We start from the raw sequence: 20,238 nt of genomic DNA, 5'->3' as shown, positions 1-20,238 counted from the left end.
GAGAGTGTTCGCCGCCTGGCGAAGCGAGCTTCAGCTCGCCCGGCTTGCCGCGCGCTGCAGCGCGCGCATCACCATGATGCCGCCGACATGGATGCGGTACTCGGCAGGTCCGCGCGCATCGGAGGCCGGTTGCATGATCGCGCGCGCTGCGCTTGCGGCCGCCTTCAGCGCAGCGTCATCGAGCGTGGTGCCGATCACGGCGTTCGCCGCGTCGGTGGCCAGCAGCGGCGTCTCGTGCAAATTGGTCAGCGTGATGACGCAGCTCGCCACCTTGCCGCCGGCCATGGTCAGCACCACGCCGGCCGCCGCGGTCGCGTAATCGCCGACCTTGCGCTTCAGCTTCTCATAGGCGTAGCCGTGACCGGCAGGCGGAACGGGGATGCTGATGCCGGTCAGGATCTCGCCGGGCTCGAGCGCCGTGAAATAGGCGCCCTGGTAGAACTCACGCGCCGCGACCTCGCGGGCGCCGTTCGGACCTTCGAGGCGATAGCTCGCATCCAGTGCCAGCATCAGCGCCGGCATGTCGTTGCCGGGATCGCCATTGGCGACATTGCCGCCGAGCGTGCCGCGGTAGCGCACCTGCGGATCGGCGATCAGGAGCGCGGTCTCATGCAGGATCGGCAGTCTCTCTCCGATCTCGGCCGACGCCAGCAGCTCGGCCTGCGTGGTCATCGCGCCGATCACGATGCGGTCGCCGTCGCGGCAGATCCCCTTCAGGCCGGCGATGCCGTGCAGGTCGATCAGATGCGCCGGGGTCGCCAACCTCAGCTTCATCATCGGCAGCAGGCTGTGACCGCCGGCGAGCGGGCGGGCTTCGTCGCCGAGATCGGCGAGCAGCTTGACTGCGTCGCCGACACTCGCCGGCCGGTGATAGTCGAACGGGCCTGGAATCATGGCGTTTCCTCCTGTGCTGGCTTGCCTTGTCGGCTTGGCCTTGCGCTGAAACGGCCGGCGCTTGTTCTTGCTGCGAGAGCGAAGGACGAAGACAGGCGCGTCGCGCTGTTGTTGCAGAGAGTCGACCGGGTTGACCGGTTGCGCAACGAAGCCGGCACGGAGGGCGGTGAAATCGCACGAATTGCGGGTCGCTGCGCACGAACTGCGTCAGCGAGGGCGACCCAATTCGGCGGAGACGCGGTGCGAGTCGGCGCGCGACGCCACGCCCGCGGCGACGCGCGGTGCGCGCCTGACATGATCGACATGTGTGCGTTGCGACGACGAGCGGCGCGCTGCCGCAGCTGCGAACTAAGTCTCAGGCTCAGGCCGGCCGCCGCAGCCCGAGCCGCGCCTTGACCTCGGCGACCTTGGCGCGGCTCACCGGCACGCGCGGCTTGGACGGACCATCGAGCTCGATGATCGCCCCCTCGCCTTCCTTGCCCACAAAGATCACGTGCTCGATGGCGATGATGTGACTGCGATGGACGCGGAGGAAGCGGCCGGGATCGAGCTGCGCCTCGGCCTCGGAGATTGACCACGGGCACATCCGCTCGCGGGTGCCGTCATGCACCCTCGTATAGTGCGCGTCAGCGCGCACGCTGCGGACATCGCCGGCATCGATGAAATGGGTTCCATTGGCGCCTTCCAGCGGCAGCCGGGCTGCGGCGACGCGCGGCGGCTGGCCGATGCCGCCGAGCGGCGCGGCGATGCGGCGGGCGGACGGGGGATTCTCGACGGGATCGGGAGACGCCGGCGCCGCCGGCTGCGCCGGCGGCGGCGAAGCGGCCGGTTCCGGCGCGAGACGGGGCGCCGCCTCAGGCAGCACCGCGGTCACCCCCGACTGGCGGCGCGGGTCGGGCACCAGGGACAGCAGGAAGCCGGCAGCGAGGACGAAGCAGAGCACCGCGACGACGATCGCCAGCGCTTGCGGCGATGCAGCAAGCCCCGCGGCGTGATGATGTCCCGCGCCTTCCGGCACGACATGCATGCCCAGCATCGCCGTATAGTGCATGCCGGAGACCGCGATTCCGAACGCGACCGCACTGATGGCGAGCCGCAGCCCGTCCTGCCGCGCCAGGAAGATGCGCAGGCCGCCATAGGCGGCGATGATCGCGATGCCGACCGACAGCGCCACGAGCGCCGGATCATGCGTCAGTCCGAACGGCCCGGCGAGACCGTGCATCCCGACATAATGCATGCTGGCGATGCCGGCGCCGAGCAGCAGCGCTGACGGAACGACGCGCCTGGCTGCGGGATCGCCGATGCTGACGAAGAACAGCGAGATGCCGACCACCAGCGCGCAGATCAGGAAGGAGATGATGGTCGGTAGCACCAGATAGACCGCATCGGCCGGCAACGGGGCCGCCATCATGCCCACGAAATGCATGGTCCAGATGCCCACGGCCAGAATGCCCGCGGCGCCGGACAACAGCACGCGCGGATTGGCTCCCGGCCCGCTGCGGATGCGCGCAGCGAGACCAAAGCCGGTATAGCCACCCAGGCTCGCGATCACGACCGAGAGCGCGACGAGATAAGGATCGTATCCTTCGATCATCCTTGTCGGCCGCCCGTCGCCACGGGCAGGCCTCCTCCCGGGGAGATTTTACAGGCGCCGCAAGGGGAATGACAACATGAGGCGACGAGCGGAAGGGGACGCGTTGTCGCTGGGGGTGTTGAAAGCGGCGCGCATGTGGCTGGCCGCGACCAGCCACACGACGTCGCCGCCTCAGATGATCCCGGCCGCCACCTGGCTGCGCAGCCGCTCCAGGCTCAGCAGGGTCTCCGCGCAGGCCGTCGCCACCTCGATGCCCTTGGTGGCGAAATGCTTGCGGAAGAAATCGAAATGCGCCTGCGTTTCGTGGAATTGCTGTGGCGTCAGCACCGCTGAAAACACCGGCACCTCGGTGCGCAGTTGCACATCCATCAGCGCCTTGATCACGGTGTCGGCGACGAATTCGTGGCGGTAGATGCCGCCATCGACGACGAGCCCGGCCGCGACGATCGCGGTGTAGCGCCGCGTCTTGGCCAGAAGCTGCGCATGCAGCGGGATCTCGAACGAGCCGGGCACCTCGAAGATATCGACGCGGTCGCGCGCGATGTGGCGCGCCGCGATCTCGTCGAGAAAGGCATGGCGGCATTCGGCGACGACGTCGCGATGCCAGGCCGACTGCACGAAGGCGACGCGTTGCGGCTTGGTGAAGCGCGGATGCGATGGCGCCGGCGGCGCGTCGTCGGGCGGGCTCGGCTCAGCCGGCGCGCTGTCTGCGCTGATCGTCGCAGTGGGTGAGGTGTCGGCGTGAGGGGTATCGGTAGGCGCGTCTTGTAGGATCTGATTCATGGTTGTCCTCGTCAGAGACCAGAATCAGGGCACACGGAACGACGACGCCCCGCGCGGAATTGCGCGGAGAGCCGGGACCCGTTCTCTTTCATCCGGACTGTGACCGTCGGCTTCGGAATCGCACCGAATCTGCTGACCCTTCTGTTCTTGGCGCGATCCGGGGAACAGGATTCCCCGGATTACGCCTTTTGCAGAAGGCGCTCGCGGGCTCGCGCGCTCGACCGAGAGCGCTTACCGCCGGTGGGGAATTTCACCCCGCCCTGAGAACATGAGCCGCCCGGATGGACGGCCCACAGGAACTATGCAGGGGCTCTGCGGCGTCGACAAGGGCTCACGCCCGCGCTCCATGAGGGACGGCCATGCGGCCAGAAGCGGCCGTTCCTCCGCAAATCAGGCCCCTGATCAGACGCTGCGTCGAATCCGATTCCGTTTTGTTCTCATTCGGCCATGATTCCACAGGCTGGACAGGAGTTGTGGACGAAGCGGTGTTTGGCTGTGGACGGACTCACCCCCCCGTTGCGCGGATTCCGCAAATCACATCACTTTGTCCGCGCACGCCCGGGCATCCTCCGGGGCTGCAAGCCGGGTTCGAGGCGCCGACAGGGCGCGGGCCGGGTCGCCGCGTATGTACCAACGAGATCAAGAAGACAGAGGTCGAGACGGCATGTCCCTGCTCGAGAGCACTATCGATTCCGGAGATCATCCTTTGAGCGTGGTGGAGAACATCGCGTCCGACAACAATTGGATGTTCGAGCGCTCCGGCGAGGACGAGATCACGATCGCCTCCAAGGGGCAGTGGACCGACTATCAGCTCTCCTTCACCTGGATGGCCGAGATCGAGGCGCTGCATCTGGCCTGCGCCTTCGACATGAAGATTCCCGAAGCGCGCCGTGCCGAGGTGCAGCGGCTGATCGCCGCGATCAACGAGCAACTGTGGCTCGGGCATTTCGACATCTGGACCCACACCGGCATGGTGATGCACCGTCAGGCACTGGTGCTGCCGGGCGGCATCACCGCCTCCGGGCCGCAATGCGAGAGCATGCTGGCCGGCGCCATCCACGCCTGCGAGCGCTATTTCCCGGCGTTCCAGTTCGTCGTCTGGGCTGGCAAGTCGACGCAGGACGCCATGGCAGCAGCGCTGTTCGACACCGAAGGCGAGGCGTAAGGCGGCCCTCTCGCCCAGCGCGGGCTTGCCCGCGCATCCATCTCACATCATGATCTTTCCGCTTTGTTTGAGCATGATCTTTTCAGAAAACCGGTTTCCACTTTTCCGGATCATGCTCTAAAAGCCGCTTCTCGATATTGATGGATGGCCGGGTCAAGCCCGGCCATGACGGGTAGTGGCTCGATGACGTCCGTTTCCGAACTGCAACACACCACAGGCCCCATCGTCCTCGCCGGCGCCGGCAAGATGGGCGGGGCGATGCTGACCGGCTGGCTGGCCGGCGGCCTCGATCCGGCGCGCGTGGTGGTGATCGAGCCGATGCCGTCGGCGGAGATCACCGCGCTCGCGGCCAGGGGCATTCGCCTCAATCCGGCTGCGCCCACCCCGGCCGAGGTTGTGATCGTGGCCGTCAAGCCGCAGATGTTCCGCGAGGCCGGGCCGGCGCTGAAGCCATGGGTCGCCGACACCACGCTGGTGCTGTCGATCATGGCGGGCACGACCATCGCCAGCCTGCAGAACGTCGTGGGCGGCGCCGTGGTCCGCGCCATGCCGAACACGCCCGCCGCGATCGGTCGCGGCATCACCGTCGCTGTTCCCGCCAGCGATGTCAGCGCCGCCCAGCGCGCGCTGACCGATGCGCTGCTGCGCGCCACCGGCGCGGTCGAATGGGTCGATGACGAGGCGCTGATGGATGCGGTGACGGCCGTCTCCGGCTCGGGTCCGGCCTACGTGTTCCTGCTCGCCGAGGAACTCGCCCGCGCCGGCATCGCCGCCGGCCTGCCCGAGGCGCTCGCCACCAGGCTCGCGCGCGACACGGTGTCCGGCGCCGGCGAGCTGCTGCATCGCTCGGAGCTGTCGTCCGCGACGCTGCGCCAGAACGTCACTTCGCCCGGCGGCACCACCGCGGCCGCGCTGTCGGTGCTGATGGGGCCAGATGGATTCCAGCCGCTGCTGGAGCGCGCAGTGGCCGCCGCGACGGCGCGGTCGAAGGAACTGGCGACGTAGTCCCCGCGCCCTCCGCCGTCATTGCCGGGCTTGGCCCGGCAATCCATCTTCTTAGCAAAAATGTTTCTGGTGAGAAGATGGATGCGCGGGTCAAGCCCGCGCATGACGAGCTTGTTTGACGCAAGATCGCGGCATCTGCCGCACCAAGCGCACTACGGCACGGCGAACCGCTTCTTGAACTGCTCGACATTGATCAGCCCGCGGCCGTGACGGCCGTCGCCGATCTTGGTCTCGCCGTGATAGGCCTCGACGCTGAAGCGGATGACGCGGCGCTCGACCTCGATCACCTCGGCGACCGTGCGGATGGTGGCGCCGACCGGTGACGCTGCGAGGTGGCGGACATTGACCTCGGTGCCGACCGTGACCCAGCCCGGCGGCAGCACCGGATTGATGGCGTCGCCCGAGGTCATCTCCATTTCCAGGATCATCATCGGCGTCGCATAGACCATCGGCATATGCGGAACAAAGTGCCCGACCGTGCGCTCCGGCGGCACCACGAGCAACCGCTCGGCGCGCATGCCCGGCTTGATGATCTCACGTGCGTCCATGATCGCTCCGAACTCCGTTGTCGTCCCGGACAAGCCGTGACGCGCGACAGCGCGGCTCGGCGCCGATCCGGGCCCCCTACGCCGCGGCGGTCGTGACGGGCGAAAGGCCGATGACCAGCGCGCCTCAAACCATTCACTGGGGGTATGGGTCCCTGCGTTCGCAGGGACGACAGCGAATTTTGTCGAGACAGATGTTATGGCCTCGCCGGGATGACGGCCAACTACTTCTTCTGCTCAGCCGCGCGCTCGACGAAGGTCTTGCCGCCCTTCATCTTGTGCGTCAGCGGCGCCTCGTTGATCTGGATCACCACGGCCTCCGGATCGACGCCGAGATGCGTCACCAGCGCCTGGGTGATGTCGCGCATCATGTTGGCCTTCTGCTCGTCGGTGCGGCCGGCAGCCATGTTCACGGTGATCTCGGGCATTCGTTTCTCCCTGTCAGTTATCTCAGCCGCGTCATTGCCGGGCTTGACCCGGCAATCCATCCTCTGAAGAGATGGATGCGCGGGTCAAGCCCGCGCATGACGAATCCCCTATCCCCAGCTCACGTCGTGGCGCGCGAGCACCTCGCGGACGGCGGCGACGAGCTCGTCCTCCTTGGCCGAGAACTGCGCGGGGCGGCTCTCGCGCCATTCCTGGTTGGAGGCGATCGCGGCCGCGGCTTTCGCGCCCTCGATCAGGTCCTTGATCTGCACTTCGCCGCGCGCCTTCTCGTCACTGCCCTGGATGATGACGCAGGGCGCGTTGCGGCGGTCGGCATATTTGAGCTGATTGCCCATGTTCTTCGGATTGCCGAGATAGAGCTCGGCGCGGATGCCGTGATTGCGCAGGATCGAGACCATCTTCTGGTAGTCCGCGACGCGTTCGCGGTCGAACACGGTCACGACCACAGGCCCGAAGGCCGGCTTCGTATCCAGCTTGCCGAGAAGCGTCAGCGCGGCTTGCAATCGCGAGACGCCGATCGAAAATCCGGTCGCCGGCACCGGCTCGCCGCGGAAGCGCGAGACGAGGCCATCATAGCGCCCGCCGCCGCCGACCGAGCCGAACCGCACGGGCCGGCCCTTCTCGTCCTTGGTCTCGAGCAGCAGCTCAACTTCGTAGACAGGACCCGTGTAGTATTCGAGACCGCGGACGACGGAGGGATCGATGCGAACTCTATTTCGATCGTAGCCTGCAGATTCGGCCAAGTCCGATATTTGCTTAAGTTCTTCAATACCGGCCCGAGAGGTCTCGTTCGAACCGAAATGAGTCATCAACCCATCGATGACTCCTTTATTGCTCTCGACAAAGTAGGACTTACTTCCGTCGACCGTTGAAAAAGTCATTACCGAACCACGCTCTTGACGAGTTCCGGGTGGCACGTTGGTAACATCTTCCAACTCAGTGAAGTTACCCTCTTGCAGCAGAGCAAATACTAGAACCTTGTCGATCTGCTCTTTATCCAGACCGGCGCCTTTGGTGAAGTCGCCTTTCCCTTCCTCACCACCGTCCCATCGCCCAGACCCAAGCAGCTTCTCTATCTCGCTTGCTGGGAACTTATCGAGCTTATCAATCGCCCGCAAAACTGTCAGTCTACGACCGGCATTTTCATCCCCACCTAGGCCGATGCTCTCTAAAATTCCATCGAGTACCTTGCGATTGTTCACCTTCACTACATACTGGCCGCGCGCAATGCCGAGCGCCTCCATCGTATCCGCCGCCATCATGCACATCTCGGCGTCCGCGGCCGGCGATGCGGAGCCGACCGTGTCGGCGTCGAACTGCATGAACTGGCGGAAGCGGCCGGGGCCCGGCTTCTCGTTGCGGAACACGTAGCCGGAGCGGTAGCTGCGATAGGGCAGCACCAGGCCGTCGGTGCCGTAGCGCTCGCCGACATAGCGCGCCAGCGGCGCGGTGAGGTCGTAGCGCAGCGAGATCCATTGCTCGTCATCGTCCTGGAACGAGAACACGCCCTCGTTGGGGCGGTCCTGGTCGGGCAGGAACTTGCCGAGCGCATCGGTATATTCGAACGCCGGCGTCTCCACCGGCTCGAAGCCGTAGCGTTCATAGACGGCGCGGATCTTCTCGACCATCTCGCGCGTGGCGGCGATCGCCGCGGGGCCGCGATCCTCGAGCCCGCGCGGCAGCCGCGCCTTCAGCTTCTGTTGTTTCTTCGGTTTGTCGGACATGGGACTCGACACGTAGGGTGAGCCAGACGCAGCGGGCCCACCAATGGCTGGATGACATCGCAGCGGTGGGCAGGGTCCGCTGCGCGGCCCTTTGCCCACCCGATGGGATGGAATTCGTTGCTTGGTTGGTAGCAGCCGGGACGGGGTGCGGCAACCCGCGGCTCCGGTCGAGCGCTGACGCGTAGCACTGGCTCGAACATCTCCATGTGAGCCGGGATGTTCGCCGCACGGGCAGCGTGCCCCCTCCCCCCTTGCGGGGGAGGGTCGGGGCGGGGGGCCACACGGGCAGTCTTTCCTGGGACCCCGCCCCCGACCCCTCCCCGCAAGGGCGAGGGGAGTCGACCTTTGTCGGAGCAACAGCCCCCTACTTCACATCCCGGATCCAGTTGTGCGGATCCGCGCTGCGGCCGTACTGGATATCGACGAGCTGCTTGCGCAGGCCCATGGCGACCGGGCCGGCCTCGCCGCCATTGATCAGGACATCGCCGCTCGCCGAGCGCACCTTGCCGATCGGCGAGATGACCGCGGCGGTGCCGCAGGCGAACGCCTCCTTGAGCTTGCCGCTCTTGGCGTCCGCGCGCCACTGGTCGATTGCATAGGCCTCCTCGCGCACCTCGCGGCCGGCGTCGCGCGCCAGCTTGATGATGGAGTCGCGGGTGATGCCCGGCAGGATGGTGCCCAAAGGCGGCGTCGACAGCGAGCCGTCGTCGAACACGAAGAACACGTTCATGCCGCCGAGCTCCTCGACATAGCGGCGCTCGATCGCGTCCAGGAACACGACCTGGTCGCAGCCATGCGCGATCGCCTCGGCCTGCGCCTTGAGGCTGGCGGCATAATTGCCGCCGCATTTGACGCCGCCGGTGCCGCCGACGGCGGCGCGGGTGTAGTTCTCCGAGACCCAGATCGAGACCGGCGCCGGGCCGCCCTTGAAATAGGAACCGACCGGCGAGGCGATCACCGCGAAGATGTATTCCGCCGACGGCTTCACGCCGAGGAACACTTCGTTGGCGATCATGAAGGGACGCAGATACAGGCTGCCCTCGCCGCCGGGGATCCAGGCGCGGTCGATCCGCACGAGCTGCTCGACCGCCTCGATGAAGACGTTCTGCGGCAGCTGCGCCATCGCCATGCGCTCGGCCGAGTTCCAGAAGCGCTGCGCATTGGCGTCGGGCCGAAACAGGTTCACGCCGCCATCGTCACGCTTATAGGCCTTCAGCCCTTCGAAGATCTCCTGCGCGTAGTGCAGCACCGCGGCAGCCGGATCGAGCGGGAAGTTGGCGCGGGATTCGACGCGCGCGCTGTGCCAGCCCTTGTCCTGGCTGAATTGGACCACGGCCATGTGATCGGTGAACACGCGGCCGAAGCCCGGATTGGCGAGCTTGGCGGCGCGCTCCTGGTCGGAGGTGGGGTTGGTCGTCGGCTTGATGTCGAATGTCAAAGTCATGTCCTTGCTTCCCCCGCTTGATCGCCATGCGCGAGTTCTGTGGCCGACCTGCCCGTCCGGTTCAGTCGGCTCTTTGAATGTCGGACCAGCCGCGGCCGGTCCTTGAGCCGGTCGCCAGGCAAGCATGCCGTCACAGGACATGCTTTTGCGCCCGGCGGAAGTCCAGTATGGTTTGCCGAAATGCCGCTCGACATCACACGGTTGTTCAATCAGTGGCCCCGGACACCCGTCCGGGTTGCCTAACCCGTTCAGTCACGTCCTGAAACCGTCGCCATCCATGAACGATCAAAAATTTCGTGGCGGGCGATTGTTTTGTAACATTGAACCGCAGAAACGTCAATATGGCTGACATAAATTTCTCGTCTCCGGTATTGAGTCCCGAGCTGCGGGCAGCCGAGCCTCAGGCCGGTGCAGACGGAGAGCCGCTGCGCTGGGACATCATCGAGCTCCTGTTCTTCGCCTATCGCGACTTCGTCGGCGATGCGGATCAGGAGCTGGAGGCGTTCGGCTTCGGCCGCGCGCATCACCGCGTGATGCATTTCGTCACCCGCTATCCCGGCCTGAAGGTCGCCGATCTGCTGGACGTGCTGCGCATCACCAAGCAGTCGCTCGGACGCGTGCTCAAGCAACTGCTCGACGAGGGCTACATCGTGCAGAAGACCGGCAACAATGATCGCCGGCAGCGCCTTCTTTTTGCCACGCCCAAGGGCGAGGCGCTGGTGGCCAAGCTGGCCGGGCTGCAGACGCGGCGCATCGATCATGCGCTGGAGCAGATCGGACCGGCCGGCGCCGACAAGGTCCGGCAGTTCCTGCGCGCGATGATCGATCGCGACGATCCGGACAAGGTGCTGGAAGCCATTTTCAGGACGCCCGTCGCCGCTGCCAAGGAGTGACCGTGCCGATCGCCGCCATCACCTCCCATCCGCCGCAGACGCCGGCCGACGACGCACCGCATCTGTTGCTCGTCGACGACGACCGCCGCATCCGCGATCTCTTGTCGCGCTTCCTGCGCGGCGAAGGCTATCGCGTCACCACCGCGGCGAGTGCGAGCGACGCGCGCGCCAAACTGACCGGCCTGCATTTCGATCTCCTGATCCTCGACGTGATGATGCCGGGCGAAAGCGGCTTCGACCTCGCCCGCTTCATCCGCACCCAATCCTCGGTGCCGATCGTGATGCTCACCGCGCGCGCCGAGCCGGACAGCCGCATCGAGGGCCTGCAGCTCGGCGCGGATGACTACGTGGCCAAGCCGTTTGAACCACGCGAACTGGCGCTGCGCATCGGCAACATCCTCAAGCGGGCGGCGCCGCCGCCGGCCGAGGAGGTCATCGAGCAGATCGCGTTCGGCCCGTTCGTCTATCATCTGGCGCGCGGCGAATTGAAACAGGGCGAGGAGATCGTCCATCTCACCGACCGCGAGCGCGAGATGCTGCGCATCCTCGCCAATGCCCGCGGCGAAACCGTGCCGCGCGGCGCGCTGACCGGCAACGGCACCGTCAACGAGCGCGCCGTCGACGTCCAGATCAACCGCCTGCGCCGCAAGCTCGAGATCGATCCCGCCAACCCGCTGTTCCTGCAGGCCGTGCGCGGCATCGGCTACCGGCTGATGGTTTCGGGCTGAGTATGAAAAACTGCTCCGACATCACGCGCGTCTGTTTCTCCGGTGGCGGTCATGCTCGTCCGCTTCTCTCGAACGCTGAGGCTTACGACGCCCTCGCCGCACGGTCGGTGCAGCCTCTCCCCTTGTGGGAGAGGGGGGATCGCATGAGCGGAGCGACATGCGAGCCGGGTGAGGGGTCTATCTCTGCAGACGAGATCGCGGAAGCATATCCCTCACCCGGTTTTGAACTTCGTTCGAAACCACCCTCTCCCACAAGGGGAGAGGGTGCACCGACCCTGCCGTGGACGGTCGTGCAACAACAACAATGCTCTCTCTGACATGACCACGCTCGACACCGGCCTCACCCTCATCCGCACCGCCTCGCGCCGGGTGTCGCGGGTCAACAGCATCGTCGGCAACGCTTTCAAGGGCTGGATGCCGACAGGGCTCTATGCCCGCGCGCTGCTGATCATGATCGTGCCGATGGTGATCCTGCAGACCGTCGTGGCCGGCGTGTTCATGGAGCGGCACTGGAACACGGTGACGCGGCGACTGTCGGCCGCAGTGGTGCAGGACGTCGCGGCGCTGATCGAGATCTACAAGGGCTATCCGCAGGACAAGGACCGCACCACGCTGCGGCGAATCGCGCAGCAGCGGCTCAATCTGGTGGTCGACTTCCTGCCGGCCGGCGACATGCCACCGCCCGGCCCCAAGCCGTTCTTCAACCTGCTGGACCAGTCGCTGTCCAGCCAGATCGGCCGTCAGATCAGCCGCCCGTTCTGGATCGACACTGTCGGCCGCTCCAACCTCGTCGAGATCCGGATTGCGCTCGACGATGCCGTGATGCGGGTGTTCGCGCAGCGCGGCGCCGCCTATGCCTCGAACACCGACATCTTCCTGTTCTGGATGGTCGGCACCTCGTCGATCCTGCTGATCGTCTCGGTGCTGTTCCTGCGCAACCAGATCAAGCCGATCCTGCGGCTGGCCGATGCCGCCGAGAGTTTCGGCAAGGGCCGCGAGGTCCACAACTTCCGGCCGCGCGGGGCGCGCGAGGTGCGGCGCGCGGCGCATGCGTTCCTGGAGATGAAGTCGCGCATCGAGCGCGCGATGGAGCAGCGCACCGCCATGCTGGCCGGCGTCAGCCACGATCTACGCACCATCCTGACGCGCTTCAAGCTCGAACTGGCGCTGCTCGGCGACAGCCCCGAGATCGACGCCATGCGCAAGGATGTCGACGAGATGTCGCATATGCTGGAGGATTATCTGGCGTTTGCGCGCGGCGACAATGGCGAGATCGCGCAGCCCACCGATATCTCCAACGCGCTGGAGGAGCTGCGCGGCGACGCCGAGCGCAACGGCCATTCCGCCACGGTCTCGTTCCATGGCCTGCCGGTTGTCACAGTGAAGCCGCAGGCGCTGAAGCGCTGCCTCGGCAACCTCGTGTCCAACGCGGCCCGCCATGCCGATGCGATCGCCATCACCGGCCATCGCGACCACCGTTATCTCACCATCACGGTCGATGATGACGGTCCGGGCATTCCGGCCGAGATGCGCGAGGAGGTGTTCAAGCCGTTCCTACGCCTGGACGACGCGCGCAACCAGGACGAAGGCGGCACCGGCCTCGGCCTGGCCATCGCCCGCGACATTGCGCGCTCGCATGGCGGCGACATCACGCTCGGCGACAGCCCGATGGGCGGATTGCGCGCCAGCGTGCGGATCCCGGTCTGAGCAGCGGAGCGCGCTGCCGTCGCAGCAACCCGTTCGTAGTTCACTCGGCTCGCCGACAGGTGCGGCGATCGATCTTGCGCGCTACTGCTTCACACCCGGGATCAGGTTCTTGAGCTTGCCCATGTCCTTGATGTTCATCTTCATGCCGCCGGGCATGACGATGTCGCCGGGCTTCTGGCCGGGCTTGCAGGCTCCGAGCCACTTGGCCTCGATCGTCATCGCGGTATCCTTGACACCGGTGCCGGCGGCGCCGCCGGTGACGCGCGACATCGTCTTCACCGTGTAGGCGGAGTTGAAGTCGCCGGTGATGTCGGCGTGCGACGTCGTATTGATGCCGCCGAAATTGCACACCGAATCGGTGGCGTAGCCGGTGGCGGTCTTCTGGATGTCCTGCTTGGAGCAGACCTGCTGCGCCATCGGCGAAGCGAAGTTGTTCATCTCCTTGTCGGTGGTCTCGTCGGTGCAATGCTGCATCGTCGCCTCCGGCGTCTGGCCGCCGGCGCTGAGCATCTTGAGCTCCCACAGGCCCGGCTTGCGCACCGGCAGGTCGAGGGCAAAAGCGACGCCCGCCGTTCCGCCCAGAAGGCCGCAACAAAGAGCTCCGAGGACGAGGCGCTGACGTGTCATGATTGTGTTCCGGCTTTGCTGTCGATCGGCGGACCGATGACGCCGAATCATGGCGTTAGTTTAGTCAGGCCACGATTCGGTTCAGTACAGCGTCCGCAAGGGCCGCTGCGCCGAACCGTAAGGCACCCAGCGGCAGGCAAAGGACACATAGCCGCCATAACGCGCATCGACCGCGAGGAATTTCGCGACCTTGCCGTAGGAGGCGCAGTGATCAGCCGCGATCTGGCGGGCATCAGCGGTCTGCGCCACCGGATAGGCGATGATGCCGCCGGTGTCGTTGCCCTTGATCGGCGGCACCCAATCGGCGTGGGCGGGCGCGACCGCCAGCACCGCCATGGCGGCCATCAGGCCAGCCATCGTTCCGAATCGGGCCTTCGCGATCCCGCCCTTCAGCATCCGCATTGCATTCTCCTTGCGCTGGTCTGTCATCCTAAAGGTCATGTCCGGCCAAGAAAAGAACACCGGCCTGCGGTTAACAGGACTAATCGTGGAGTGTTGCCGCGTTGCACTTGACCTGCTGGGGCGGTCGCGGCACGGTCTCTCCCTCAGATCCAGCCTTTGCGGACGGCCCATGCGCGACTTCAGCACAGCTTTCAAGACGTTCGGCGCGGTTTGTGGCGCGCTGCTGGCCACGCTTGCCGCGTCCGCTCCCGCCAAGGCCGCCAATCCGCTGGAGATGAACTTCTGGCTGTCCGGCCCGAAATATGAAGGCCGAGTCGCGCCCTGCGAGGCAGCCGTTCCGACGATCGTGTCGCGGTTCCAGGAGAAGGAAAGCACCTTCTGGAATTCGACGCTGACGATCACCGGCGTCGCCAATGTCCGTGAGATCGCGTTCCGCCCCTGGCAGTCCGATAACATTCCGCGCCGGTTCTGCACCGGCAGCGTGATGGTTAGCGACGGCAAGGTGCGGACCGTCAACTACTCGATCATCGAGGATGGCGGCTTCGCCGGCTACGACCAGGGCGTCGAGTTCTGCGTCGTCGGCCTTGACCGCAACTGGGCCTTCAATCCGGCCTGCCGCGCCGCCAAGCCCTGATCCACTCGCCACCTGCTGCTTGTTGATCGGCAGGTTTCGCGCATGTGACAGAGCCGGCCGCGCGCAGCGTCATCTTTGTTCTTGAAATGTTCCCGCCGACTGCTAAGTTCCTGGAATTCTCCGGGGAGTTAACCATGTTCGAATGCCTGCGCCGACCTGCCGCCCTGCTGTTCAGAACGGCCGCCTGTATCGCGTTGCTCTGCGCCCTCGGGGCCGGGCCCGCCGGCGCCCAGGACCGGCGCCAGAACGCGCCGGGCGCGTTCGATTTCTACGTGCTGTCGCTCTCCTGGTCGCCCTCGTTCTGCGCCGAGGCCGAAGAGCGCGGCGGCCGCGGCAGCCGCTCCCAGCAATGCAGCGGACGGCCCTATTCGTTCGTCGTGCATGGGCTTTGGCCGCAATATGAAAATGGCTATCCCGAATATTGCGAGCAGCCGGCGCCGCGCCTGCCGCGCAACATCATGACCTCGATGCTCGATCTGATGCCGGCGCCGGGGCTGATCTACAACGAGTGGGACAAGCACGGCACCTGCGCCGGCCTGTCCGCGAAGACCTATTTCGAAACCATCCGCAAGGCACGCGCCGCGATCAAGATCCCGGAGGAATTCCTCGATTTGTCGCAGGCCAAGACGGTCACCCCCACCGCGGTCGAGGAGGCCTTCATCAAGGCCAATCCCAAGCTCACCAGTTCGGCCATCGCCATCACCTGCAACCGCACCCGGTTGAGCGAGGTGCGGATCTGCCTGTCGAAGGATCTGGAATTCCGCAACTGCGACGAAGTCGATCGCCAGGCCTGCCGCCGCGACGAGGTCAACATGCCGCCGGTCCGCGGCGGCTAGCAGTCCGCCGGGCAAGGGCCGGGGGTCGGCAAGCCTGCATTCCCGGCCGCGGGCTGTTCGTTGTCCGCGGCCGGCGCATCGCCGGGGTACCCTTTTCATCCGGAACGGCGTAACTGCTGCGGCATGAATTACCGACATGCCTTTCACGCCGGCGGCTTTGCCGACGTCATCAAGCACATCGTGCTGACGCGCATTCTGGTCTACCTCCAGGAGAAGCCGGCCGCGTTTCGTGTCATCGACACCCATGCCGGCGCCGGCCTGTATGATCTCACCGGCGACGAGGCCACACGCAGCGGCGAATTCCTCACCGGCATCGCGCGACTGTTGCAGGCGCGGCTGTCCGAGCAGGCCTATGCGCTGGTCGCGCCCTATCTCGACATCGTCAGATCCTTCAATCCGCCCGGCGAGCTCGTCGCCTATCCCGGCTCGCCACTGATCGCCCGCGCGCTGCTGCGGCCGCAAGACCGGATGACCCTGTGCGAGCTGGCGCCGGTCCCGCGCAAGCAATTGATCGATGCGCTGCGCCGCGACACGCAGGCCCGCGTCGTCGATCTCGACGGTTGGGTCGCCTTGCCGGCTTTCGTACCGCCGAATGAGCGTCGCGGCCTCGTGCTGATCGACCCCGCCTTCGAAGCCAAGGATGAGTTCGAGCGTCTCGCAGACCGCTTCGCGACCGCGTTCGCCAAATGGACAACCGGTATCTATGTGCTCTGGTACCCGGCCAAGAGCCGCCGCGCCACCGAGCAACTGGCGGAGCGCGTCGCCCATCTCGCAGCCGCGGCGAAGCCGCCGGGCAAGGTGCTGCGGATCGAGTTCAGCGTGGCGCCGCAGATCGAGGGCGAGGCGCTGACCTCGACCGGCCTGCTGGTGGTCAACCCGCCTTGGACATTGCATGATGAGCTCAAGCTGATCCTGCAGGAGCTGCAACGCCCGCTGGGCCAAGGTGGCGCCGCACGGTTTCGGCTGGAATTCCCCAAAGCTTGAAGCGGGCACCGGTCGAAAAGCCGTAGTCAATCGGCGCGGAACCGTATTACAGTGTCCGATTGTAAGACTGGCTTTACGTTCCGCTTCCGCGAATGGTTGCGGCGGGGTGATCAAGGCCTAACAAGATCCGACGTTCCGGCGTGATGAGCGCTGGACGTTAAGGTGGCCAACGCTTTCCGATCAAAGTGATGTCCGGTCGGACGCTGCGCAGACGCGCAGTGGAGGAAGCAATGCGGGGGAGGAGTTTCCCGATGGCCATGACTGGGACAGTCAAATTCTTCAATGGTGAACGCGGCTACGGCTTCATCAAGCCGGACGATGGTGGGCGCGACGTGTTCGTGCATATCACGGCAGTGGAGCGCGCCGGCTTGAAGGATCTGAGCGAAGGACAGCGTATCAGCTTCGAGGTCGAGCCGGACAAGAAGGGCAAGGGCCCCAAAGCGGTGAACTTGGTGCTGTCGTCCTAGAGCGACGCCCGCGCCATCGCGACCGCGCTTGAAAAGCGGTCGCAGATCGCGGGCGGCTCGACGTCAAACCATCCGTTTGTCTGAAAGTGCTGGCTCCCGGCCGGGTCGCGTGCACGGCTTTCACGCCGTTGCCGATGATGCTGCGCGCCTGTCCCGAACAGATCATGCGGCGCATCCGGAGCGGCATCATGAACTGATCGCTTTGTTCGAGCCTGCTCCTTGCGGAGAAGCGGTTGCCGCTTTTCCGGATCGCGCCCGCGCGACCAAAAAAATCCCGGCCGCTCGCGCGGCCGGGAGGTTGTTGTTCGGCGTTTCTTCTTCCTAATTTTTTCCTATCAGAAATGGAAGTTGATGCCTGCGCGCACCACTCCAAAGCGATAGTCGTTCTTCGCCCCCGTGATCACGAAATTGCTGCTGTCGAGATCGATGTAGAGATACTCGATCTTGGCCGTCCAGTTCTGCGCCAGGCCGAACTCGGCGCCTGCGCCGAGCGTCCAGCCCAGCGAGGTGTGGGATTCGGAGAGGCCGAAGGTCTCGCCGCGCAAGCCGCCGAAAGCGAGACCGCCGGTGCCATAGAACAGGATGTTGTTGAAGGCGTAGCCCGCGCGGCCACGCACGGTGCCGAACCAGGGGTTCGAGAACTTCCACGGTGCGAAGGTGTCGTTGGCCCCGGTCAGGTTGATGTCGCCCTCGGCGCCGAACACCCAGGGGCCGTTCTGCCAATTATAGCCCGCGGTCAGGCCACCGACGAGGCCGGATGGCTTGGTCGGGTTGTTGCCGACCGATCCCCATTCATAGCCCAGCGTGCCGCCGAGATAGGGGCCGGCCCAGCTATAGGCATTGAGCGGCTGGTTCACCGTATAGGGCGCCTGGCGCCCGTAATTGAAATCGGCCGCCTGCGCCGACACCGATCCCAGCGCCGCTGCGACGGCAGCACCCACCATGAACCTGTTCATCGCTCACTCCACGCAACTCGCCGTCACCACCCGAAGCATGCGCCGCGCGACGATCGCGCGCGGGCCGGCATGGTTACGGAACTCCGTCTTTTTTCGTGAGCATTTATCGAGAGTTTTAGGTTAAGCCGTTGTTAAGCCGGGTTACCCGCCGATTAACGTGCTTAACGAAGCGTTACCGCGGCCGCTGTGCATGGCGCCACCGCACGCTGGCGGGCGCGGCCGCGAGCGCTTAATTTGCTGACATGACCACCCAAAGCTCTGATCCATCCAAGGCGCCGGCGCCCGACCCCAGGCGTGGCGCCGCGGCCGACCTGCCGCCCGAGCCGACCGATACGCCCGATCTCGATCCCGCGGCCTCCGCGGCCGACGAGGACGATGAATCGCGTCTGCCGGAGTTGACGGAAGAGACCCTGGAGCCGGTCGGCGAAGGTCCGCTCGCGACCGGCCATGCCGCCATCGAGAACGCGGTGCGGCTGGCGCCGACCTCACCCGGCGTCTACCGCATGCTGAATGCGGCCCATGACGTGCTCTATGTCGGCAAGGCCAAGAACGTCAAAAAGCGCCTGTCATCCTATGCCCGCGCCAATGCGCCGCTGCCGGCGCGCATCCTGCGCATGATCGCGGCCACCGTGGCTGTCGAGATCGTCTCGACCACCACGGAGACCGAGGCGCTGCTGCTCGAGGCGAACCTCATCAAGCAGCTCAAGCCGCGCTTCAACGTGCAGCTGCGCGACGACAAGTCGTTCCCCTACATTCTCATCACCGGCGACCATTGGGCGCCGCAGATCCTCAAGCACCGCGGCGCGCAGTCGCGGCCCGGACGCTATTTCGGCCCGTTCGCTTCGGCCGGCGCCGTCAACCGCACCATCACGGCGCTGCAGCGCGCGTTCCTGATCCGCTCCTGCACCGATTCGTTCTTCGAGAGCCGTACCCGCCCCTGCCTGCTGCACCAGATCCGCCGCTGCGCCGGTCCCTGCACCCAGGAGATCGACTTTCCCGGCTATACCGAGCTGGTGCGCGAGGCGACCGACTTCCTGTCCGGCCGCAGCCAGGCGGTGAAGGCCCTGCTCGCGGCCGAGATGGAGAAGGCCTCGAGCGAGCTCGAGTTCGAGACAGCCGCCGTCTATCGCGACCGTCTCGCGGCGCTGTCGGCGATCTCCTCGCAACAGGGCATCAATCCAAGGACGGTCGAGGAGGCCGACGTATTCGCAGTCCACCAGGAAGGCGGCTTCTTCTGCGTCGAAGTGTTCTTCTTCCGCACCGGCCAGAACTGGGGCAACCGCGCCTACTTCCCGCGCGCCGAGAAGACCTTCACGCCCGAGGAGGTGCTGTCCGCCTTCCTGTCGCAGTTCTACGACGACAAGCCGCCGCCGCGCCTGGTCCTGCTGTCGCACGAGATCGAGGAAGCCGAACTGCTGGCTGAGGCGCTGTGCGTCAAGGCCGGCCACAAGGTCGAAGTCTCCACGCCGAAGCGTGGCGAGAAGAAGGACCTCGTCACGCATGCGCTGACCAATGCGCGCGAAGCCTTGGGCCGCAAGCTCGCCGACACCGCGACGCAGAGCCGCCTGCTGGAAGCGATGACGACGACGCTCGGCCTACCGCAGATCCCGAAGCGGATCGAGGTCTACGACAACAGCCACATCCAGGGCACCAACGCGGTCGGCGCGATGATCGTCGCCGGCCCCGACGGCTTCATGAAGAACCAGTACCGCAAGTTCAACATCAAGTCGGAAGGGCTCACGCCCGGCGACGATTATGCGATGATGAAAGAGGTGCTGCAGCGCCGCTTCAAGCGGCTGGTCGCGCCGTCCGAGAAGGACGTCGCGCGCGCCGCGAAAGAGGACGACGTGCCACAATGGCCGGACCTCGTGATCATCGACGGCGGCCGCGGCCAGCTCAATGCCGTCCGCGAGATCTTCACCGAACTCGGCGTCACCAACGTGGCGCTGATGTCGGTCGCCAAGGGCCCCGACCGCGACGCCGGCCGCGAGACGCTGTTCATCCCTGAGCGCGCGGCGATCAAGCTCGAGCCGCGCGATCCCGTGCTTTATTTCATTCAGCGCCTGCGCGACGAGGCGCATCGCTTCGTCATCGGCTCACACCGCAAGCTGCGCAAGAAGGACATCCGCGAGGCCGGCCTGCAGGAGATCCCCGGCATCGGCCCGTCGCGCAAGCGCGCGCTGCTGCACCATTTCGGCACCTTGAAAGAGATCGAACGCGCCTCGATCGCCGATCTCGGCAAGGTGCCGGGCGTGAGCGCCGAAAGCGCGCGGAAGATTTTTGAATACTTCCACAGTAGTGCAAGCTGAGGTGCGGCCCCGGAAAGACGGCGAGGGTGGCGCCCCACCGAGGCACCGGCTCCAGTCTGACGAAAACAATTTACCCGGACAAAAACATCCGATA

At 65.7% G+C, this 20,238-nt stretch carries 20 protein-coding genes and 1 riboswitch; of the genes, 10 read left to right on the top strand and 10 right to left on the bottom strand.

The window, feature by feature from the left end:
* Nucleotides 1–30: 30 nt before the first annotated feature.
* The 3 genes from BBTA_RS08120 to BBTA_RS08110 all read right to left on the bottom strand — a co-directional run bounded on the left by BBTA_RS08120 (nucleotide 31) and on the right by BBTA_RS08110 (nucleotide 3,271).
* Nucleotides 31–894, bottom strand: coding sequence for a xanthine dehydrogenase family protein subunit M (locus tag BBTA_RS08120; protein ID WP_012041986.1), 864 nt, complete (start codon nucleotides 892–894; stop codon nucleotides 31–33).
* 361 nt (nucleotides 895–1,255) lie between these two features.
* On the bottom strand, nucleotides 1,256–2,488 hold the full coding sequence (locus tag BBTA_RS08115) for an MHYT domain-containing protein (RefSeq protein ID WP_012041985.1): 1,233 nt from the start codon (nucleotides 2,486–2,488) through the stop codon (nucleotides 1,256–1,258).
* Nucleotides 2,489–2,659: 171 nt separating this feature from the next.
* Nucleotides 2,660–3,271, bottom strand: a complete 612-nt coding sequence (locus tag BBTA_RS08110) for a 6,7-dimethyl-8-ribityllumazine synthase (RefSeq protein WP_012041984.1) — start codon at nucleotides 3,269–3,271, stop codon at nucleotides 2,660–2,662.
* A 76-nt stretch (nucleotides 3,272–3,347) separates the two neighbouring features.
* Nucleotides 3,348–3,543: riboswitch (FMN riboswitch) on the bottom strand.
* Between the two features lie 392 nt (nucleotides 3,544–3,935).
* Between BBTA_RS08110 and BBTA_RS08105 the strand changes: the two genes are divergently transcribed.
* A complete protein-coding gene (locus BBTA_RS08105) occupies nucleotides 3,936–4,436 on the top strand; it encodes a YbjN domain-containing protein (RefSeq protein WP_012041983.1) in 501 nt (166 codons plus the stop codon).
* A gap of 183 nt (nucleotides 4,437–4,619) precedes the next feature.
* Nucleotides 4,620–5,441: a pyrroline-5-carboxylate reductase gene (proC, locus tag BBTA_RS08100; RefSeq protein ID WP_012041982.1), complete on the top strand. Its 822-nt coding sequence runs from the start codon at nucleotides 4,620–4,622 to the stop codon at nucleotides 5,439–5,441.
* 152 nt (nucleotides 5,442–5,593) lie between these two features.
* Here the strand turns inward: proC and BBTA_RS08095 are convergent, their stop codons facing one another.
* The 4 genes from BBTA_RS08095 to BBTA_RS08080 form a co-directional block, all read right to left on the bottom strand.
* Nucleotides 5,594–5,989 carry a thioesterase family protein gene (locus BBTA_RS08095; RefSeq protein ID WP_012041981.1) on the bottom strand — a complete coding sequence of 132 codons (396 nt, stop codon included), beginning with the start codon at nucleotides 5,987–5,989 and terminating at the stop codon, nucleotides 5,594–5,596.
* A 221-nt stretch (nucleotides 5,990–6,210) separates the two neighbouring features.
* Nucleotides 6,211–6,474, bottom strand: a complete 264-nt coding sequence (locus BBTA_RS08090) for a tautomerase family protein (protein ID WP_256374695.1) — start codon at nucleotides 6,472–6,474, stop codon at nucleotides 6,211–6,213.
* 48 nt (nucleotides 6,475–6,522) lie between these two features.
* Nucleotides 6,523–8,061, bottom strand: coding sequence for a histidine--tRNA ligase (hisS, locus tag BBTA_RS08085; RefSeq protein WP_371260206.1), 1,539 nt, complete (start codon nucleotides 8,059–8,061; stop codon nucleotides 6,523–6,525).
* A gap of 460 nt (nucleotides 8,062–8,521) precedes the next feature.
* Entirely contained in the window at nucleotides 8,522–9,601 is a 1,080-nt protein-coding gene (locus BBTA_RS08080) for a branched-chain amino acid aminotransferase (RefSeq protein WP_012041978.1), read from the bottom strand.
* A 341-nt stretch (nucleotides 9,602–9,942) separates the two neighbouring features.
* Between BBTA_RS08080 and BBTA_RS08075 the strand changes: the two genes are divergently transcribed.
* The 3 genes from BBTA_RS08075 to BBTA_RS08065 all read left to right on the top strand — a co-directional run bounded on the left by BBTA_RS08075 (nucleotide 9,943) and on the right by BBTA_RS08065 (nucleotide 12,929).
* On the top strand, nucleotides 9,943–10,494 hold the full coding sequence (locus tag BBTA_RS08075; RefSeq protein ID WP_041750469.1) for a MarR family winged helix-turn-helix transcriptional regulator: 552 nt from the start codon (nucleotides 9,943–9,945) through the stop codon (nucleotides 10,492–10,494).
* A complete protein-coding gene (locus BBTA_RS08070; protein ID WP_012041976.1) occupies nucleotides 10,491–11,222 on the top strand; it encodes a response regulator in 732 nt (243 codons plus the stop codon). Before BBTA_RS08075 ends, BBTA_RS08070 begins: the two co-directional genes overlap by 4 nt.
* Before the next feature lie 318 nt (nucleotides 11,223–11,540).
* Nucleotides 11,541–12,929: an ATP-binding protein gene (locus BBTA_RS08065; protein WP_012041975.1), complete on the top strand. Its 1,389-nt coding sequence runs from the start codon at nucleotides 11,541–11,543 to the stop codon at nucleotides 12,927–12,929.
* 81 nt (nucleotides 12,930–13,010) lie between these two features.
* Here the strand turns inward: BBTA_RS08065 and BBTA_RS08060 are convergent, their stop codons facing one another.
* Together BBTA_RS08060 and BBTA_RS08055 are read right to left on the bottom strand one after the other, a co-directional pair.
* Nucleotides 13,011–13,556: a DUF3617 family protein gene (locus tag BBTA_RS08060; RefSeq protein WP_012041974.1), complete on the bottom strand. Its 546-nt coding sequence runs from the start codon at nucleotides 13,554–13,556 to the stop codon at nucleotides 13,011–13,013.
* 81 nt (nucleotides 13,557–13,637) lie between these two features.
* Nucleotides 13,638–13,958, bottom strand: a complete 321-nt coding sequence (locus BBTA_RS08055; RefSeq protein WP_041751327.1) for a hypothetical protein — start codon at nucleotides 13,956–13,958, stop codon at nucleotides 13,638–13,640.
* A gap of 169 nt (nucleotides 13,959–14,127) precedes the next feature.
* Here BBTA_RS08055 and BBTA_RS08050 point away from each other — a divergent pair, with 169 nt between their 5' ends.
* From BBTA_RS08050 to BBTA_RS08035, 4 genes are all read left to right on the top strand, one after another.
* Nucleotides 14,128–14,592 carry a hypothetical protein gene (locus BBTA_RS08050; RefSeq protein ID WP_012041972.1) on the top strand — a complete coding sequence of 155 codons (465 nt, stop codon included), beginning with the start codon at nucleotides 14,128–14,130 and terminating at the stop codon, nucleotides 14,590–14,592.
* Between the two features lie 134 nt (nucleotides 14,593–14,726).
* Entirely contained in the window at nucleotides 14,727–15,428 is a 702-nt protein-coding gene (locus BBTA_RS08045) for a ribonuclease T2 (protein WP_012041971.1), read from the top strand.
* Nucleotides 15,429–15,551: 123 nt separating this feature from the next.
* Nucleotides 15,552–16,412 (top strand): 23S rRNA (adenine(2030)-N(6))-methyltransferase RlmJ, encoded by an 861-nt coding sequence (locus BBTA_RS08040; protein ID WP_012041970.1) that lies wholly within the window; start codon nucleotides 15,552–15,554, stop codon nucleotides 16,410–16,412.
* Between the two features lie 251 nt (nucleotides 16,413–16,663).
* On the top strand, nucleotides 16,664–16,879 hold the full coding sequence (locus tag BBTA_RS08035; protein WP_012041969.1) for a cold-shock protein: 216 nt from the start codon (nucleotides 16,664–16,666) through the stop codon (nucleotides 16,877–16,879).
* 335 nt (nucleotides 16,880–17,214) lie between these two features.
* On the opposite strand, the gene BBTA_RS08030 is transcribed toward BBTA_RS08035, so the two are convergent.
* Nucleotides 17,215–17,835, bottom strand: a complete 621-nt coding sequence (locus tag BBTA_RS08030) for an outer membrane protein (RefSeq protein ID WP_012041968.1) — start codon at nucleotides 17,833–17,835, stop codon at nucleotides 17,215–17,217.
* Between the two features lie 242 nt (nucleotides 17,836–18,077).
* Between BBTA_RS08030 and uvrC the strand changes: the two genes are divergently transcribed.
* Nucleotides 18,078–20,144 (top strand): excinuclease ABC subunit UvrC, encoded by a 2,067-nt coding sequence (gene uvrC, locus BBTA_RS08025; protein ID WP_012041967.1) that lies wholly within the window; start codon nucleotides 18,078–18,080, stop codon nucleotides 20,142–20,144.
* Nucleotides 20,145–20,238: the final 94 nt, after the last annotated feature.

The organism is Bradyrhizobium sp. BTAi1, assembly GCF_000015165.1.
Classification (GTDB): Bacteria; Pseudomonadota; Alphaproteobacteria; order Rhizobiales; family Xanthobacteraceae; genus Bradyrhizobium; species Bradyrhizobium denitrificans.
This window is presented reverse-complemented; position numbering and strand designations above follow the sequence as displayed.